The organism is Streptomyces sp. NPDC020807 (assembly GCF_040641575.1).
Taxonomy (GTDB): domain Bacteria; phylum Actinomycetota; class Actinomycetes; order Streptomycetales; family Streptomycetaceae; genus Streptomyces.
The window spans coordinates 51,323-65,127 of the sequence record NZ_JBFADU010000002.1 but is presented as its reverse complement, the minus strand read 5'-3'; the positions used below and the strand labels follow the sequence as shown (position 1 = coordinate 65,127).

Genomic DNA, 13,805 nt, shown 5'->3' with positions numbered 1-13,805 from the left:
TGCTTTCCGGTTTCGCATGGCACTATCGCGAAGGCCGCCGACAAGTTACTGACGGTAAATCAGATTCGGCCGGGGCTGTTCAACGAGGGGGAGCTTGTGAACCGACGTCGCCACACCACCGCCGCGATCACCGTGATCTGCGCCCTGGCGGTGCTGGCCTCACCCGCGCTGACCCTCCAGGCCTCCGCGGCCCCCCTCCCGCCGCCCCCGCCGAAGAAGAGCCTGGAGCAGGTCCGGGCCGAGATCGACGCCCTCTACCGCCAGGCCGCCGTCGCCACCGACGCGTACAACCTCGCCGAGGAGAAGACCGACGAGCAGTCCAGCGAGATCGTCAAGCTCGCCCGGATGATCGTCGAGGGCCGCGAGAAGATCGACGACCTCAAGGCCAAGGCGGGCGCCGCCGCCCGCGCCCAGTACCGAAACGGCGGGCTCCCCGACGGCGCGCAGCTCGTCCTCACCGACGACCCCCAGATCTTCCTCGACACCGCGGGCCGGCTCCAGGCCGGTGCCAAGGCGACCACCGACCTCCTCGGCGAGATGACCCGCACGCAGGCCGAGTTGGGGACGTACGCGAAGGACGCCGGCGACAACTGGACCAAGCTGGAGGCCCACCGGGTCAAGCAGGCCCAGGCGAAGAAGGAGATCAACGAGAAGATCGCCGCCGCGAAGAAGCTGGAGTCCGAGCTCGCCGCCGAGGAGCGCGAGCGGCTGCGCCGTCTGGAGGAGCAGGAGCAGTACCGCGCGCAGACGACCTGGCTCGACACCGGCATCCTCGACGAGCTCACGGCCTCGGCGACCCCGGAGGGCCGGAAGGCGGTCGCGTTCGCGACGGCGCAGATCGGCAAGCCGTACGTGTGGGGGGCCGAGGGCCCCGCCTCGTACGACTGCTCGGGGCTGACCCAGAGCGCGTGGAGCGCGGCCGGCCGGAACATCCCGCGCACCTCGCAGGAGCAGTGGCGGCTGCTGCCGCGCGTGGCCATGAAGGACATGCGGCCGGGCGACCTGATCGTCTACTTCAAGGACGCCAGCCACATCGGGATGTACATCGGCAAGGGCGCGATGGTGCACGCCCCGCGGCCCGGGCGGAACGTGACGATCGCGGGGGCGGGCTCGATGGAGATCCTCGGGGTCGTGCGGCCCGGGTGAGCCGCCCGGCCGCACCCGGCGGGTGACAGGAGTCACCCGCCTGCGGACCCGCCTACCGGACACACCGGCGGAATCCGACCCTCCGACCTGACGGACGCCTTCCCTCCCGGCGTGACCTTTCTCATTGCCGCCGGCCCGGTCCGCCGCCCTCGGACCCCCTTGGGGGCGACAACTACCTCCCCTTCCGGGGCATATGCCGATCCCGCCGGGCCCGCCCACCGGGTGATCGCCATTCCGCTGCGCACCGACCTACCGCTAGGGTCCGGGACGGGCGGAACGCCACCCGGCGCCCCGCGCACCCTCAGGGGGAGGGAAGGAAGCCCCGGACCGATGCCCGTATTCGTACCGCGCCAGCGCCAGAGTCAGGCTCGGACCCCAAGCCGGAGTCAGAGCCAGAGAAACGTCTCTGCGCACGCGGGACCCGGCGACGCCACCGCTATGGATGCCACCGTGATGACCGGCACAGGAACAGGAACAGCAACCGACCGCACCGACCTCACCCTCCTGGTCGTCGAGGACGACCCGGCGGGTGCCCTCGCCGTACCCGAACTGCTCGACGCGGCCGGAGCCGCCGGCACCCGCGTGCGCATCCGCACCGCCCGCAACCTCACCGAGGCCGAGCGGCTCCTCACCGACGACGTCCACTGCGTCCTCGTCGACCTCTCCCTGCCCGCGCCGCGCGTGGCCGCCGGCGAGGACCCCCTCGCCCCGCTCCGCCACATCCTCCGCCTCGCCCCGCGCCACGCCGTCCTCGCCCTCGCCGCCTCGGCCGACGCCGAGCTCGCCGCCGAGGCCGTACGGGTCGGGGCCCAGGACCACCTCTTCCGCGAGGAGCTCGACGGGCGCCTCCTGAGCCGGGCCATCCGGTACGCCGTCGAGCGCAAGCGCGCCGACGCCGTCCAGGTGAAGCTCGCCGAGTCCCGGCTCCGCGCCCAGGAGAACGCCCGCCTCGAACGCGGCCTGCTCCCCACCCCGCTCCTGGACGGCTCCGACCTCCGCTTCGCCGCGCACTACCGCCCCGGACGCTCCCGCGCCCTGCTCGGCGGCGACTTCTACGACGTCGTCCGCACCCCCGACGGCACCGTCCACGCCATGATCGGCGACGTCTGCGGCCACGGCCCCGACGAGGCCGCGCTCGGCGTCGAGCTGCGGATCGCCTGGCGCGCCCTGACCTTCGCGGGCCTCTGCGGCGACGAACTGCTCTCCACGATGCAGCAGGTCCTGGAGCACGAGCGGGAGAGCGACGAGATCTTCGCGACCCTCTGCACCGTCGACATCGCGCCCGACGGCCGCCGGGCGGCCCTCGCCCTCGCCGGCCACCCGTCGCCGCTGATCGCCCGGCAGGGACGTGCCGCACGGCTCCTCCCGTACGAGGACGGGGGCCCCGCCCTCGGCCTGCTGCCGCGCGCCCGCTGGCCGCGCCGCCAGGTGGAGCTGGGCGGGGCGTGGAGCCTGCTCATGTACACGGACGGGCTCATCGAGGGCCGCTCGGCGGGCCCCGGCTCGCCGCGCCTCGGCCAGGACGGCATGGTCGAGATGATCGACCGGCAGCTGGCGGCCGGCCTGCGGGGCGAGGAGCTCCTGCAGGCGGCGGTGACCGAGGTCCGCTCGCTGAACGGCGGCGAGCTCACGGACGACGTCGCCGTCCTGGCCCTGGAACGCGAAAGGACCCGGGGATGACCCCCGGGCCCTGCGCCGGTCCTCCGTTGGTGCGGCGGGTGCCGCTCGGCTAGGACAAGGCCCTAGCGGCCCCCGTTGTACGGCCCGTACGGGCCGTCGCTGCTGGAGCCTCCGCCTCGGCGCCCGCCACGGCCCCCGCCGGACACCTGGGCGAGCGCGGGGCGTACGTCCACCATGAAGACGATGGCGGCGATCAGGCCCGCGATCTGCAGGAACAGCATCGGCAGCAGCAGGTTCAGGACGAGGTTGATGCCGAGGATGATCAGCCAGAACTTCTTCGTCTGCTTCTCGGCGGCGCGGTAGGCGTCCTCGCGGGCCATGGCGGCGAAGACGATCGCGGTGACGGCGAAGCCGGTGAAGATCAGGAAGAGCATGAAGTTGAGGAGGGAGTCGAATCCCGCTGCCAGCATGCTGAGCACCGCCTAGTGGTGATGTGGAGAGAGCGCCTCGCGGTCAAGGTACCCGGTACAACGCTCCGAGCACCCGCATTGGTGCCCGAGCCCGTCCGAGCTCGTCCGTTACTCCTTGGTCCCAGTGTCCGTCCCGGTGGCGGCGGCCGCCTCCGGCTCGCCCTCGGCCTCGGCCTTGAGCTCGGCGTCGGCCTTGACCTCGGCGTCGGCGTCGGCCTCCGTCTCGCTCTCCGGCTCGACGGCCACGGCGATCTCGACGATCTCCTCGGCGGCCTCGCCGCGCCACGTCTTCACGGCCTCCTCGCCGCGCGCCGCGACCTCCTCGTACTTCTCGCGCGCCTTCACGGCGTACGCGACGCCGACGCCGACACCGCGCAGCGCGAGGTCCTGGGCGGACTCGCCGAGCTTCTTGAGGTCCGTGTCGAGGCCGCCGACGACCTCGGCGAACTTCGCCTGCACGGTGGCCTGGGCCCCCTTGGCCTGCGCGGTCACCTTCTCCTGCACGGCCTTCGGGTCGGTCTTCCGGACGGCCTCGATCCTGGCGGGCGCCTCGGCGGCCAGCTGCTCGATCAGGCCGGGGACCTTCTTGGCGCCCTGCACGGCGAGGTCGGCGGTGCCGGCGGCGAAGAAGAGAGGGGTACGCAGTTCGTCGATGATGGCCATGCTGGTGGTCCTCCCGGATGTGGCGTACTGACTCTTAGCTCTGCGGCTTCTCGGCATCGTGCTCGGCTGCGGCCGCCTGAGCCGCGGCGTCCGCGTTCGCGGCGTCCGCGGCGTTCTCCTTGCGGAACGAGTCGTAGATCTGGAGCAGCACCTGCTTCTGCCGCTCGTTGATCGAGGGATCGGCCACGATGACGGCCCTCGTCTCCAGCTCGTCCAGTTCCCGCTCGTCGAGGATCCCGGCCCGCACGTACAGCGTCTCGGCCGAGATCCGCAGCGCCTTGGCGACCTGCTGGAGCACCTCGGCGCTCGGCTTGCGCAGCCCGCGCTCGATCTGGCTCAGGTACGGGTTCGACACCCCCGCCGCCTCGGCGAGCTGCCGCAGGGACAACTGCGCGGTCCGCCGCTGCTCGCGGAGGTACTCGCCGAGATTGCCGACGTTGAGCGATGCCATGCCCCGACCATGCCAGCCCGCGCTAACTATTGCAAGCAGCTGCTTGCAACAGGCTTCCCCGGGCGTGTCGCAGGCGTGGAGGGCCCGTTGGAATCGCATGTCACCTCGGCAGCCCTGAGTGAGGAGCAGTCACCAGGACGTGCTGCGCCGATTGACCCTTCCGGCGGCCACGAAGGGCGCCGTGCCGCAGGAGAAGCCGGTGGTGGTGGTCGTCAGCGGTCCGTCCGGGGCCGGGAAGACCGAGGTCGGCGACCTGGTCCAGGCGGCCCTAGACCGCCGGGGCGGCGCCGTGCGCGTCGGCCGCGACCTCTACAAGCCCGTCCATCGCTACTACCCCGCCCTCCCGAAGGAGGACGTCCGCACCGCTGGCGCGCGAGTCCGCCCGGACACCATCAGGTGGCCGGCCGAGGTCGAGGAGCATGTCCGGGCGCACCGGTTCGACGCGGTGGTCGATTCCGCGCTCGCCTCCGTGGGCGAGTTCCGCACCCTGTCGGCCGCCTATTGCGGCTCAGGCCACCGGATCGAGGTCGTGGCGGTCGCGACCGCCGAGGCGCTCGCCCAGCTCGGCGTCCTGGACCGCTTCCTCACCGGCGGCCTCCGGTACGTCTCGTGGGAGAACCAGGCCAACTGCACCCAGGGGATGCTCGCCACGCTCGGGGTGATCGAGGCGGAGCAGCTGGCGGACCGGGTGGCCGTGGTCCGGCGGGGCATGGAGCCGCTGTACGACAACGAGCTCACCCTCGAGGGCGCCTGGCGCCTGCCGGCGGCGACGGTTATCTAGGGTTGTCAACCATTCCTCCTGAACGCCCTAGAAGACATGCAGGCACATCAGGCATGTTGAGAATTGCCTGCCGAAGCCGTGGCCTACGACAGGGCATAGTCCGTCAGGTTCTTGATCATATTCAGGCCAACGAGACAGGCGCAGGGTTTAGATCCAGCCACTTGGGCAAGAGGCGATGGCTCTTTGAGTGCATCATGCGTTCGATAGCCACTCGGGCCCTCGCGGGAGGGCCCGCCAAGCGCGATCTGTAGATCCAGCCTCCAGAATCCAACGGAGGCGCTTGGCGTGTTCAGAGATGAGGGAAAGAATGCGTTCCAAGACCAGAGCCACGCTCCTCGCGGGTGTTATGGCGGCGAGTTCGGTCATGATCGGAGGGCCTACTGCCTCCGCCAACAGCTCCTGCGACTCCTCCGGGTGGATGCCTGGCGGGGCACCCAACGGACGGTGCACGACACTGACCAACGGGGTCCTGAGCCACACCAAGTTGAATAGCAATCCCTACACGAGCATCAACACGATCTACTACAAGTCAGGGGGATCTGCTGTCAGTGTCCGCCTCGGCTACACCATGAGTGGCACCACGACGTATTCCTCGTACTTCACTATCAGCTCTGGCCAGACTGTTAAGAAGTCTTGGAGCAAGCTCGGCGACTTCCTCTGCTACAACAGTGTCGGAATCCTCAACTACAGCGGCGGAAGCTACCAAACGCCTGCTGCCCACTGCTGAATCATCAATGCTTCAAGGCCTCGCCTCGTGAAGGCGAGGCCTTGCACTGCCGTGTTGCCATGACTCCACCGAGGAACATCCGTGTTTTCCGCAATCTTTCAAGACCACTACGGCTATCTGGCCTTCTGTGTGGTCGTTGCCCTTGCCTTCGGGAGCACGGCTTGGCTGCTCTCACGCCGTATCGGGAACCCCTACGGCGTCTGGATTGCCGGCCTGACCGCCGTGGCCACGGGAGTACTCGGTGTCACGTTCATGGGCAGCGGTCCAGCCAGCGGCCAATGCGTTATTAATCACGACTTGGTTGAACCGTTCCGGACTACCCAGGGACTGTGGAACCTGGCAATGACGGTCCCTCTGGGATTCTTCGCACTGATGGCCGTGCGGCGCCCGCTCCCGACCCTGGTCGGGGTCATCACTTTTCCCCTGGTCATTGAGTTTACTCAGGCCGAAGTCGATGGCCTCGGAAGGGTTTGCGACAGCGCCGACGCGCAGATGAACATCCTTGGCGGTCTCATCGGACTAGCTGTCGCCGCGCTGATACTCGTTAAACGCAGCACAATCGAGTGGCAGGGAGCAGTCAAGGCATCTCTCATTGCGTCCGCAGTGATCCTGCTACTGGGTGCCGGGGTTGCGCGACCTGCAGTGACTTTTGCCCATGTGGACGGCACAGGCTTGGCAGACGCGAACACGGGGCAGCGGCAAGCCGTGGAACAAGCAGTGCGGGAGGCATTCGGAAACCACTACGAGCTGGGACGCATATACGACCAGCCCTGCGTCGGAGCCCCTTGCAGAAACGTCCTCTTCACGCTCTTGAGTCGTGACAAAGCGCATCCGGAGGCGTTTGGAAACGGCACGCTCTCCTGGCCGGACAAGAACCACCTCAACGTGCTACTGGAAGACAATGACCGTCCTAGCGTCATGGGCTACCCCGTCGCCGGCGCCAAGGCGCCAGCCAGCGACAAGGAGGCGTTCCAGGTCGCACGAACATACATGGGCAAGCACTATCCGTGGGGAGCGGATGCCGTCGCTCACAAGACATACCCCATCGGCGAGAAGGCCGAACTTGGATGGATCACCAGCTGGCGGTGGGTCGATCAAGGCGTGCTCATGCCCAGGATGCTGGATGTGCAGGTCGACAGGGCAGGACGTGTTTCACAGGTGGACGTGACGCTTGGCCCCAAGCGCCTGCACCTTGAGAAGGCGAAGCTCGACGCCAAGCAGGCGGAGTCGCTGGTGCGGGAGGCTATGGCCATTCAACTCGCTGATCAGGGCGGTCTTCTGGACGGTCTCCAGGTCAAGGCATTCACGCTCAAGGCGGTGGAGAGAGATGGCGCATGGCGGCCCACGTGGCTCGTGAGCGTCTCAACGGGCGCGGAAGGCCAAGAGCTCACCCCAGATGCGGCCCGGACGTCGGACGTCTGGCGCGTGGATGCGGTGAGTGGACAGGTCTACGACAGCGTGGACCGGCCTATCAAGCTGAGGTGACAAGAACCTCGACTGCGAGTTGAGTTCGGCCAGGGAAGCCCCTCTTGCTGTCTCACACCGCAGCGGCCCGGAGACTACCCAGGTCCAATAGACCCCTCGCTATCGCCGACGTGGGTACACCTGCGGCACAACTTCACGCTACAACAGCGCTGTTCAGGGCCGATGCCCGTCAATGCAGCTCCCCACAGAGCCTGCATGAAGATCCAACATTACGCATTCAGGTGATTACTCTGTGCGCTCATTCGATCGGTTCGACGAGGAATCCGTATGAGCTACACAGAGCAGGACGTGCACGAGGGTCGCCGGCTGATGGACGACGGCCCCCATCGCCCGCCACATGGCTGGCCTGGCCCTGGCCGCACCGACGTCGGTGCGATGGTCCGGTGACGCGGACGCGGTGCCCGCCCGCTGGCGAGACCTGGTCACCGCACGCCGCTGACCTGCCCTCATGACCGAGAGAAGGAACTAGACGGACACCAGCCGGATCTGGTTTCCCGCGTGAAACAGCACGACGGCCGGGCCTGAAGGAGACGATCTATGGCCCGGCCTGCTGCTCCAGACGCCGCACCTCCCGGCTGGCCTGCTCGGCAGTCCGGCGCGCCTCGCGCACGGCGCTCTCCGCGGTCTTCACCGCCGTACCCGCCTTCGTCGCAGTCGCCGTCGTCTTGAGCTTGGCCTTCTGGGCTTCCTGCAACTCGTGCTCCAGGCGGCGGACCTGTTCAGCCGCTTCCTCAGCCTCCGTCGCGGCGATCCGCTGCTCCTGCTGTGCCTCGTCGAGCTCGCGCTCGCGCCGGGCGACCTCGGCGTCGGCCTCCTCCGCTGCCGTACGGGCCCGCTCGAGGTCGCGTGAGCGCTGCTCATCCACGCAGCCCCGCTTCTCCTTCGGCGAGGGCTTCTACGCCGGGGCCGTACGGGAGGGCGCCGTCTGCGGGGCGATGACGGCGAAGCCGACTTCGAGCTCGGGGACCTTCACCAGCCGGCCATTCGCCCACAGCTCGGCGACTTGAGCCGTGCACGGGCGCCTTGATGCCGTTGAGTCCTGCTGCAGTCGAGTCACCGGGACGAAGTCGGACGGATCCGCAGGCTTGGGGCGGGCCGTACTCGCTGAGGCCGGCGTTCTTTTATAGGAGGCCCCAGACAAAATAGGCCCCTGACCTGCGGCTCTGTCCGCAGCTTCGTGAATTCGCAGGTCAGCGGCACCCGGCTGTTCCTGGAGATCCAGACCCGCATCCTCGAAAACGGTCCGTGAGACAGTCGGGCACGGCTCACTGATCGTCACTGAGGAGAAGGTCCATGAGTGCGTTGCCCGCCGTCACCGGCCGTGATGAGTTCGACGTCCTGGTCGTCAGGACCTACTACCAGGACGACCAGGCATGGCAGGACGTGACGGCGGCGCTGATGGAGCCCTGGGGGGACATGCAGTACGAGGCACACGTCCACTTCATAGACGACCCGGCGTGGGCCGGAGCGACCGTTGACGAGGCGCTGAATGCGGCCTGCGCCGACGAGAACCTGGCCGTTGTCTTCCTCGCCGACCGGACAACCATGCAGGCCGAGAGCCACGCGTTGCTGGCGGTCACCACACTGACACGGGAGGAGTGCGTGGACGACGAGGACTGCGAGCAGCTGACCGAGTTCGGCCGTGAATTCCGCACCGTCCCCGCAGGGGTTCATGACGTCCACGCAAACCTGAGCATCGGCAACCTGGGCTTCGAGGAGTACGCCGCATGGGCTCACGATGATCCCGAGAGGATCTACCGGTCCTTCTGAACAGGGCTCACGGAGCTGCGGACAGAGCCAAAATCGAAGATCCTCATCAACGCCAAGATGCCCGGACTCAACTGAGACATTCGGAAGTCCACACGTCTCACTCAAGTCCGGGCACCCCAGGTCAACAGCCCGCACTACCCGGGCCTACCTGAGACAGGACACCACCGCCGTGCCACCCTGGAGTACGTGCCCCTCGACCTCGACGACCTCGTCCGCCTCCGCCGCGCGCGGGACGCGATGGACCGCGATTACGCGCTGCCGCTCGACGTGCCCGCGCTCGCGCGCGTCGCCCTCATGTCCACCGGGCACTTCTCGCGCAGCTTCCGCGCCGCCTACGGCGAGACCCCGTACGGATACCTCATGACCCGCCGCGTCGAGCGGGCCAAGGCCCTGCTCCGGCGGGGCGACCTCAGCGTGACCGAGGTGTGCTTCGCGGTGGGGTGCACGTCGCTCGGCTCGTTCAGCTCGCGGTTCACGGAGCTGGTGGGCGAGAGCCCGAGCGCGTACCGGGCGCGGCGGCACGAGCCGGGGGCGGCGGTGGTCCCGGCGTGCGTGGCGAAGGTCCACACGCGCCCGACGCGGAACACCGGCTGACCCCCCTCGCCGGATCGATCAGGATCGGAGAAGCGCCCTCCGCTTCACCGCCGTAGCGTCGGTCCCATGAGCATCAACGTCACCCTCTCCCAGTGCTTCATCGCCGTCGACGACCACGACAAGGCCCTCGCCTTCTACCGTGACGCCCTCGGCCTGGAAGTCCGCAACGACGTCGGCTTCGAGGGCATGCGGTGGGTCACCGTCGGCTCCCCCGCCCAGCCCGGCGTCGAGATCGTCCTCGAACCGCCACTGGCCGACCCGAACGCCTCCGCCGCCGACCGGCAGGCCATGGCCGAACTGCTCGCCAAGGGCCTGCTGCGGGGCGTGATCTTCTCCACCGACGACGTCGACGCCACCTTCGAGCACATCCGCGCGGCCGGCGGCGAGGTGCTCCAGGAGCCGGTCGACCAGCCGTACGGCGTGCGGGACTGCGCGTTCCGCGACCCGGCGGGCAACATGCTCCGCTTCTCCCAGCCCCGCACCTGACGACCCGGCAGCCCTGCCCGGCAACCCGGCACCCGTACCTGACAACCCGCCACCGAATGTCGTACCCCCGTGCCAGCATGTGAACAACAGGGGAGGTACGACATGGCAGTTGAACGCATCTGGCTGGATGTCCCGTACGCGGAGAAGGACGAGGCCAAGCGCGGCGGCGCGCGCTGGGACCCGACCGCCCGACGGTGGTACGCGCCCCGCCCCGGAATCGCCGAACTGGCGCGGTGGGTCGCCGCCGCGGACGTACCGGACCTGCTTCCCGGCGAGGACCGGACGCTCGGCGACGGCCTCTTCGTCGACCTCGTGCCGCGCACCTGCTGGTTCACCAACGTCCGCTCGTGCGTGGCACCGGCGGACTGGGAGCGGCTTCGCCGGATGATCACCGGCCGCGCGGGCCTGCGCTGCGAGGCCTGCGGCGCCGCCGAGGACCGGGCGTCCCGCCGCTGGCTGGAGGCCCACGAGCGGTGGACGTACGACGAGGGGTCCCGCACCCAGGCCCTCAGGCGGCTGATCTGCCTCTGCACGGACTGCCACGAGGTGACCCACTTCGGCCTGGCCCAGGTGAGGGGCGTGGAGGACCGGGCCTTCGCCCATCTCGTACGGGTGACCGGGTTGAGCGAGCAGGACGCGCGCGAGCACGTCCGGTCGGCCTTCGCCCTGTGGGAGCGGCGTTCCCGTCACGACTGGGAGCTGGACCTCGGCATCCTCACCGACGCGGGCATCACCCTCGCCCGGCCCCCGGCCGCCGCCGAGCGCGCCCGCACGGCGAGCGACCTGCTGCCCCGGCCCCGCCAGGCCGGCCCGGGAGAGAGGCGCCCGTGGTGAACCCGAACCCGGCACCCCTGCCGCCCAGCCGCCGCGGGGACGTCCTCCCCGAACCCGAACCGGTCGACGGGGCCGCCCGAAGCCCCCGCTTCACGGGCCCGGCGACCGGCGAGGAGCGCGCGATGCTGGTCCGCTTCCTCGCGGACCAGCGCCGCACGCTGGTCCTGAAGTGCGAGGGCCTCACCGACGGGCTGGCGGCCCGGTCCGCCGCGCCGTCCACCCTCTCGCTCATCGGCCTCGTCCGGCACCTCGCCGACGTCGAACGCCACTGGTTCCGCGAGATCCTCGCCGGCGAACCCGGCACGACCCCGCTCTTCTCCTCCCCCGCCTCCCCGGACGGCGACTTCGACGGGGCGACGGCCGACCCGGCCGCCGTGGCGGAGGCCTGGGAGGCCTGGCACGCGGCGGTCGCCCACGCCGAGGACTTCACGGAGCGGGCACCCGACCTCGACGTGACCGGCGAGGACGGCTGGCGCGGGACGGTCTCGCTCCGCTGGGTGCTGATCCACATGATCGAGGAGTACGCGCGCCACAACGGCCACGCGGACCTCCTGAGAGAGCGCCTGGACGGCTCGATCGGCGTGTAGGGCCCCTTCGACAGGCGCGTGCGGGCCCCTTCGGCCGGCCCCCCGCAGGCCCTTCGTCCACTTCCAAACCATCCGCGACGGATCGACTTTCGTTACCCTGGCGGGCATGACAGCCATGACGCCCGCCCGCACGGAGCCCGACCTCTCCTACCTCCTCGACCACACCAGCCACGTCCTGCGGACGCGCATGACGGCCGAGCTCGGCGAGATCGGGCTCACCCCGCGGATGCACTGCGTCCTCGTCCACGCCCTGGAGGAGGAGCGCACCCAGGCGCAGCTCGCCGAGATCGGGGACATGGACAAGACCACCATGGTGGTCACGGTCGACGCCCTGGAGAAGGCGGGGCTCGCGGAGCGGAAGCCGTCGAGCACGGACCGGCGGGCGCGGATCATCGCGGTGACCGAAGAGGGCGCGAAGCTGGCGCGGGAGAGCCAGCGGATCGTCGACGGCGTGCACGAGAACGCCCTCGCCTCGCTGCCCGGGACCGAGCGCGAGGCGCTCCTGCGCGCCCTGAACCACCTGGTCACGGGCCATCTGGAGAGTCCGGCGGAGGGCCCGTCGACCGCCCGCCGACCGCGCCAGCGCGGCTGAGCCGACCCGGGACCCGGCAACTCCTCCCGTAAAAAATAGTCTGCAACAAAACCATCTGCTAGCGTCTCTCCTGTCGCCTCCACCGACAGGAGAGATCCATGCGCACCCCTGCCCCCGCACCCGTCCCCGCCCCGGCCCCGACCCGTGCCCCCCGCTCCCCCTGGCTCGCCCTCGGCGTCCTCGCCACCAGCCTCCTCATGACCGTCCTCGACGGCAGCATCGTCACCGTCGCGATGCCCGCCATGCAGGCCGACCTCGGCTTCACCCCCGCCGGCCTCAGCTGGATCGTCAACGCCTACCTGATCGCCTTCGGCTCGCTGCTGCTCCTCGCCGGCCGGCTCGGCGACCTCATCGGCCGCAAGCGGATGTTCCTCCTCGGCACCGCCCTCTTCACCGCCGCCTCGCTCCTCGCCGGAATCGCCGCCTCCCCGACCGTCCTGATCGCGGCCCGCTTCCTCCAGGGCGTCGGCAGCGCGATGTCCTCGGCCGTCGGCCTCGGCATCCTCGTCACCCTCTTCACCGAACCCCGCGAACGCGCCCGCGCCATCGCCGTGTTCAGCTTCACCGGCGCCGCGGGCGCCTCCCTCGGCCAGGTGCTCGGCGGCCTCCTCACCGACGCCCTCGCCTGGAACTGGATCTTCTTCATCAACCTCCCCATCGGCGTCGCCGCGCTCCTCCTCGCGCTCCCCGCCCTGCCCGCCGACCGCGGCCTCGGCCTCAGGGCCGGCGCGGACGTCCTCGGCGCGGTCCTCGTCACGGCGGGCCTGATGCTCGGGATCTACGCGGTCGTCACCATCGAGGAGTACGGGGCCGGTTCGGCCCACACCCTCGGCCTCGGCGCCCTCTCCCTCGCCCTCCTCGCCGGCTTCCTCGTGCGCCAGGCCAAGGCCGCCCACCCTCTGATGCCGCTGCGGATCCTCCGCTCGCGGAGCGTCGCCGGGGCCAACCTCGTCCAGATGCTGATGGTCGCCGCGCTCTTCTCCTTCCAGATCCTCGTCGCCCTCTACCTCCAGAAGGTCCTCGGCTACGGCGCCGCCGAGACCGGCCTCGCGATGCTGCCCGCCGCCGTCGTCATCGGCGTCGTCTCCCTCGGCGTCTCGGCCCGCCTCATCGCCCGCTTCGGCGAACGGACCGTCCTCCTCGCCGGGATCGTCCTGCTCGTCGGCGTCCTCGGCTGGCTCACCCGGCTGCCCGTCCGCGCCGACTACGTCACCGACCTGCTCCCCGTGATGCTCCTCGCCGCGGGCTTCGGCCTCGCGCTCCCCGCCCTCACCTCGCTCGCCATGTCCGGCACCGAGGAGTCCGACGCGGGCCTCGCCTCCGGCCTCTTCAACACGACCCAGCAGATCGGCATGGCCCTCGGCATCGCGGTCCTCTCCACCCTGGCCGCCGCCCGCACCGAATCCCTCACCGCGGCCGGCCGCCCCACCGCCGAGGCCCTGACCAGCGGCTACCACCTGGCCTTCGCCGTCGGCACGGCCCTGGTCCTGGCCGCCCTGGCCGTCGCCTTCACGACCCTCCGCCGCCCGGCCGCGGCCGAGGAGTCCGAGAGCCCCGCGGCGGAGAAGGTCCTGCTCCCCGCCGCCTGACGGACCGGGG

At 69.9% G+C, this 13,805-nt stretch carries 15 protein-coding genes; 11 read left to right on the top strand and 4 right to left on the bottom strand.

Annotated elements, in window-relative coordinates; all coding sequences use genetic code 11:
• The first annotated feature begins 96 nt into the window (after positions 1–96).
• Positions 97–1,146 (top strand): C40 family peptidase, encoded by a 1,050-nt coding sequence (locus tag AB0G79_RS03315; protein WP_360799371.1) that lies wholly within the window; start codon positions 97–99, stop codon positions 1,144–1,146.
• A 438-nt stretch (positions 1,147–1,584) separates the two neighbouring features.
• Positions 1,585–2,826, top strand: coding sequence for a fused response regulator/phosphatase (locus AB0G79_RS03310; protein ID WP_360799368.1), 1,242 nt, complete (start codon positions 1,585–1,587; stop codon positions 2,824–2,826).
• A 62-nt stretch (positions 2,827–2,888) separates the two neighbouring features.
• Here the strand turns inward: AB0G79_RS03310 and AB0G79_RS03305 are convergent, their stop codons facing one another.
• From AB0G79_RS03305 to AB0G79_RS03295, 3 genes are all read right to left on the bottom strand, one after another.
• Positions 2,889–3,236: a DUF2516 family protein gene (locus AB0G79_RS03305; protein WP_360799365.1), complete on the bottom strand. Its 348-nt coding sequence runs from the start codon at positions 3,234–3,236 to the stop codon at positions 2,889–2,891.
• Positions 3,237–3,344: 108 nt separating this feature from the next.
• Positions 3,345–3,899: a hypothetical protein gene (locus AB0G79_RS03300; protein ID WP_360799362.1), complete on the bottom strand. Its 555-nt coding sequence runs from the start codon at positions 3,897–3,899 to the stop codon at positions 3,345–3,347.
• 34 nt (positions 3,900–3,933) lie between these two features.
• Positions 3,934–4,350 (bottom strand): helix-turn-helix transcriptional regulator, encoded by a 417-nt coding sequence (locus AB0G79_RS03295; RefSeq protein WP_360799359.1) that lies wholly within the window; start codon positions 4,348–4,350, stop codon positions 3,934–3,936.
• A 139-nt stretch (positions 4,351–4,489) separates the two neighbouring features.
• Between AB0G79_RS03295 and AB0G79_RS03290 the strand changes: the two genes are divergently transcribed.
• Together AB0G79_RS03290 and AB0G79_RS03285 are read left to right on the top strand one after the other, a co-directional pair.
• Positions 4,490–5,131, top strand: coding sequence for a zeta toxin family protein (locus tag AB0G79_RS03290; protein ID WP_360799356.1), 642 nt, complete (start codon positions 4,490–4,492; stop codon positions 5,129–5,131).
• A gap of 808 nt (positions 5,132–5,939) precedes the next feature.
• Positions 5,940–7,343 (top strand): VanZ family protein, encoded by a 1,404-nt coding sequence (locus AB0G79_RS03285; RefSeq protein WP_360799353.1) that lies wholly within the window; start codon positions 5,940–5,942, stop codon positions 7,341–7,343.
• A 535-nt stretch (positions 7,344–7,878) separates the two neighbouring features.
• Here the strand turns inward: AB0G79_RS03285 and AB0G79_RS03280 are convergent.
• Entirely contained in the window at positions 7,879–8,208 is a 330-nt protein-coding gene (locus tag AB0G79_RS03280) for a hypothetical protein (protein WP_360799350.1), read from the bottom strand.
• A gap of 428 nt (positions 8,209–8,636) precedes the next feature.
• Between AB0G79_RS03280 and AB0G79_RS03275 the strand changes: the two genes are divergently transcribed.
• The 7 genes from AB0G79_RS03275 (at position 8,637) to AB0G79_RS03245 (ending at position 13,795) form a co-directional block, all read left to right on the top strand.
• Positions 8,637–9,113, top strand: a complete 477-nt coding sequence (locus tag AB0G79_RS03275; RefSeq protein WP_360799347.1) for a hypothetical protein — start codon at positions 8,637–8,639, stop codon at positions 9,111–9,113.
• A 237-nt stretch (positions 9,114–9,350) separates the two neighbouring features.
• Complete coding sequence (locus AB0G79_RS03270; RefSeq protein WP_360800545.1) at positions 9,351–9,707, top strand: helix-turn-helix transcriptional regulator; 357 nt, start codon at positions 9,351–9,353, stop codon at positions 9,705–9,707.
• A gap of 72 nt (positions 9,708–9,779) precedes the next feature.
• Positions 9,780–10,193 carry a VOC family protein gene (locus tag AB0G79_RS03265; RefSeq protein ID WP_360800542.1) on the top strand — a complete coding sequence of 138 codons (414 nt, stop codon included), beginning with the start codon at positions 9,780–9,782 and terminating at the stop codon, positions 10,191–10,193.
• A 102-nt stretch (positions 10,194–10,295) separates the two neighbouring features.
• Positions 10,296–11,027: a DUF5710 domain-containing protein gene (locus AB0G79_RS03260; protein WP_360799344.1), complete on the top strand. Its 732-nt coding sequence runs from the start codon at positions 10,296–10,298 to the stop codon at positions 11,025–11,027.
• Positions 11,028–11,149: 122 nt separating this feature from the next.
• Complete coding sequence (locus AB0G79_RS03255) at positions 11,150–11,614, top strand: DinB family protein (protein WP_360800540.1); 465 nt, start codon at positions 11,150–11,152, stop codon at positions 11,612–11,614.
• 106 nt (positions 11,615–11,720) lie between these two features.
• A complete protein-coding gene (locus tag AB0G79_RS03250) occupies positions 11,721–12,206 on the top strand; it encodes a MarR family winged helix-turn-helix transcriptional regulator (protein WP_360799341.1) in 486 nt (161 codons plus the stop codon).
• A gap of 98 nt (positions 12,207–12,304) precedes the next feature.
• Positions 12,305–13,795: an MFS transporter gene (locus AB0G79_RS03245; protein WP_360799338.1), complete on the top strand. Its 1,491-nt coding sequence runs from the start codon at positions 12,305–12,307 to the stop codon at positions 13,793–13,795.
• Positions 13,796–13,805 lie beyond the last annotated feature (10 nt).

Excerpts from the sequence above, each read along its gene's own strand:
- AB0G79_RS03250 (WP_360799341.1), top strand. The coding sequence starts at position 11,721 with ATGACAGCCATGACGCCCGCCCGCACGGAGCCCGACCTCTCCTACCTC.
- AB0G79_RS03295 (WP_360799359.1), bottom strand. The coding sequence starts at position 4,350 with ATGGCATCGCTCAACGTCGGCAATCTCGGCGAGTACCTCCGCGAGCAG.
- AB0G79_RS03245 (WP_360799338.1), top strand. The coding sequence starts at position 12,305 with ATGCGCACCCCTGCCCCCGCACCCGTCCCCGCCCCGGCCCCGACCCGT.
- AB0G79_RS03305 (WP_360799365.1), bottom strand. The coding sequence starts at position 3,236 with ATGCTGGCAGCGGGATTCGACTCCCTCCTCAACTTCATGCTCTTCCTG.
- AB0G79_RS03310 (WP_360799368.1), top strand. The coding sequence starts at position 1,585 with ATGGATGCCACCGTGATGACCGGCACAGGAACAGGAACAGCAACCGAC.
- AB0G79_RS03260 (WP_360799344.1), top strand. The coding sequence starts at position 10,296 with ATGGCAGTTGAACGCATCTGGCTGGATGTCCCGTACGCGGAGAAGGAC.
- AB0G79_RS03275 (WP_360799347.1), top strand. The coding sequence starts at position 8,637 with ATGAGTGCGTTGCCCGCCGTCACCGGCCGTGATGAGTTCGACGTCCTG.
- AB0G79_RS03270 (WP_360800545.1), top strand. The coding sequence starts at position 9,351 with ATGGACCGCGATTACGCGCTGCCGCTCGACGTGCCCGCGCTCGCGCGC.
- AB0G79_RS03300 (WP_360799362.1), bottom strand. The coding sequence starts at position 3,899 with ATGGCCATCATCGACGAACTGCGTACCCCTCTCTTCTTCGCCGCCGGC.
- AB0G79_RS03255 (WP_360800540.1), top strand. The coding sequence starts at position 11,150 with ATGCTGGTCCGCTTCCTCGCGGACCAGCGCCGCACGCTGGTCCTGAAG.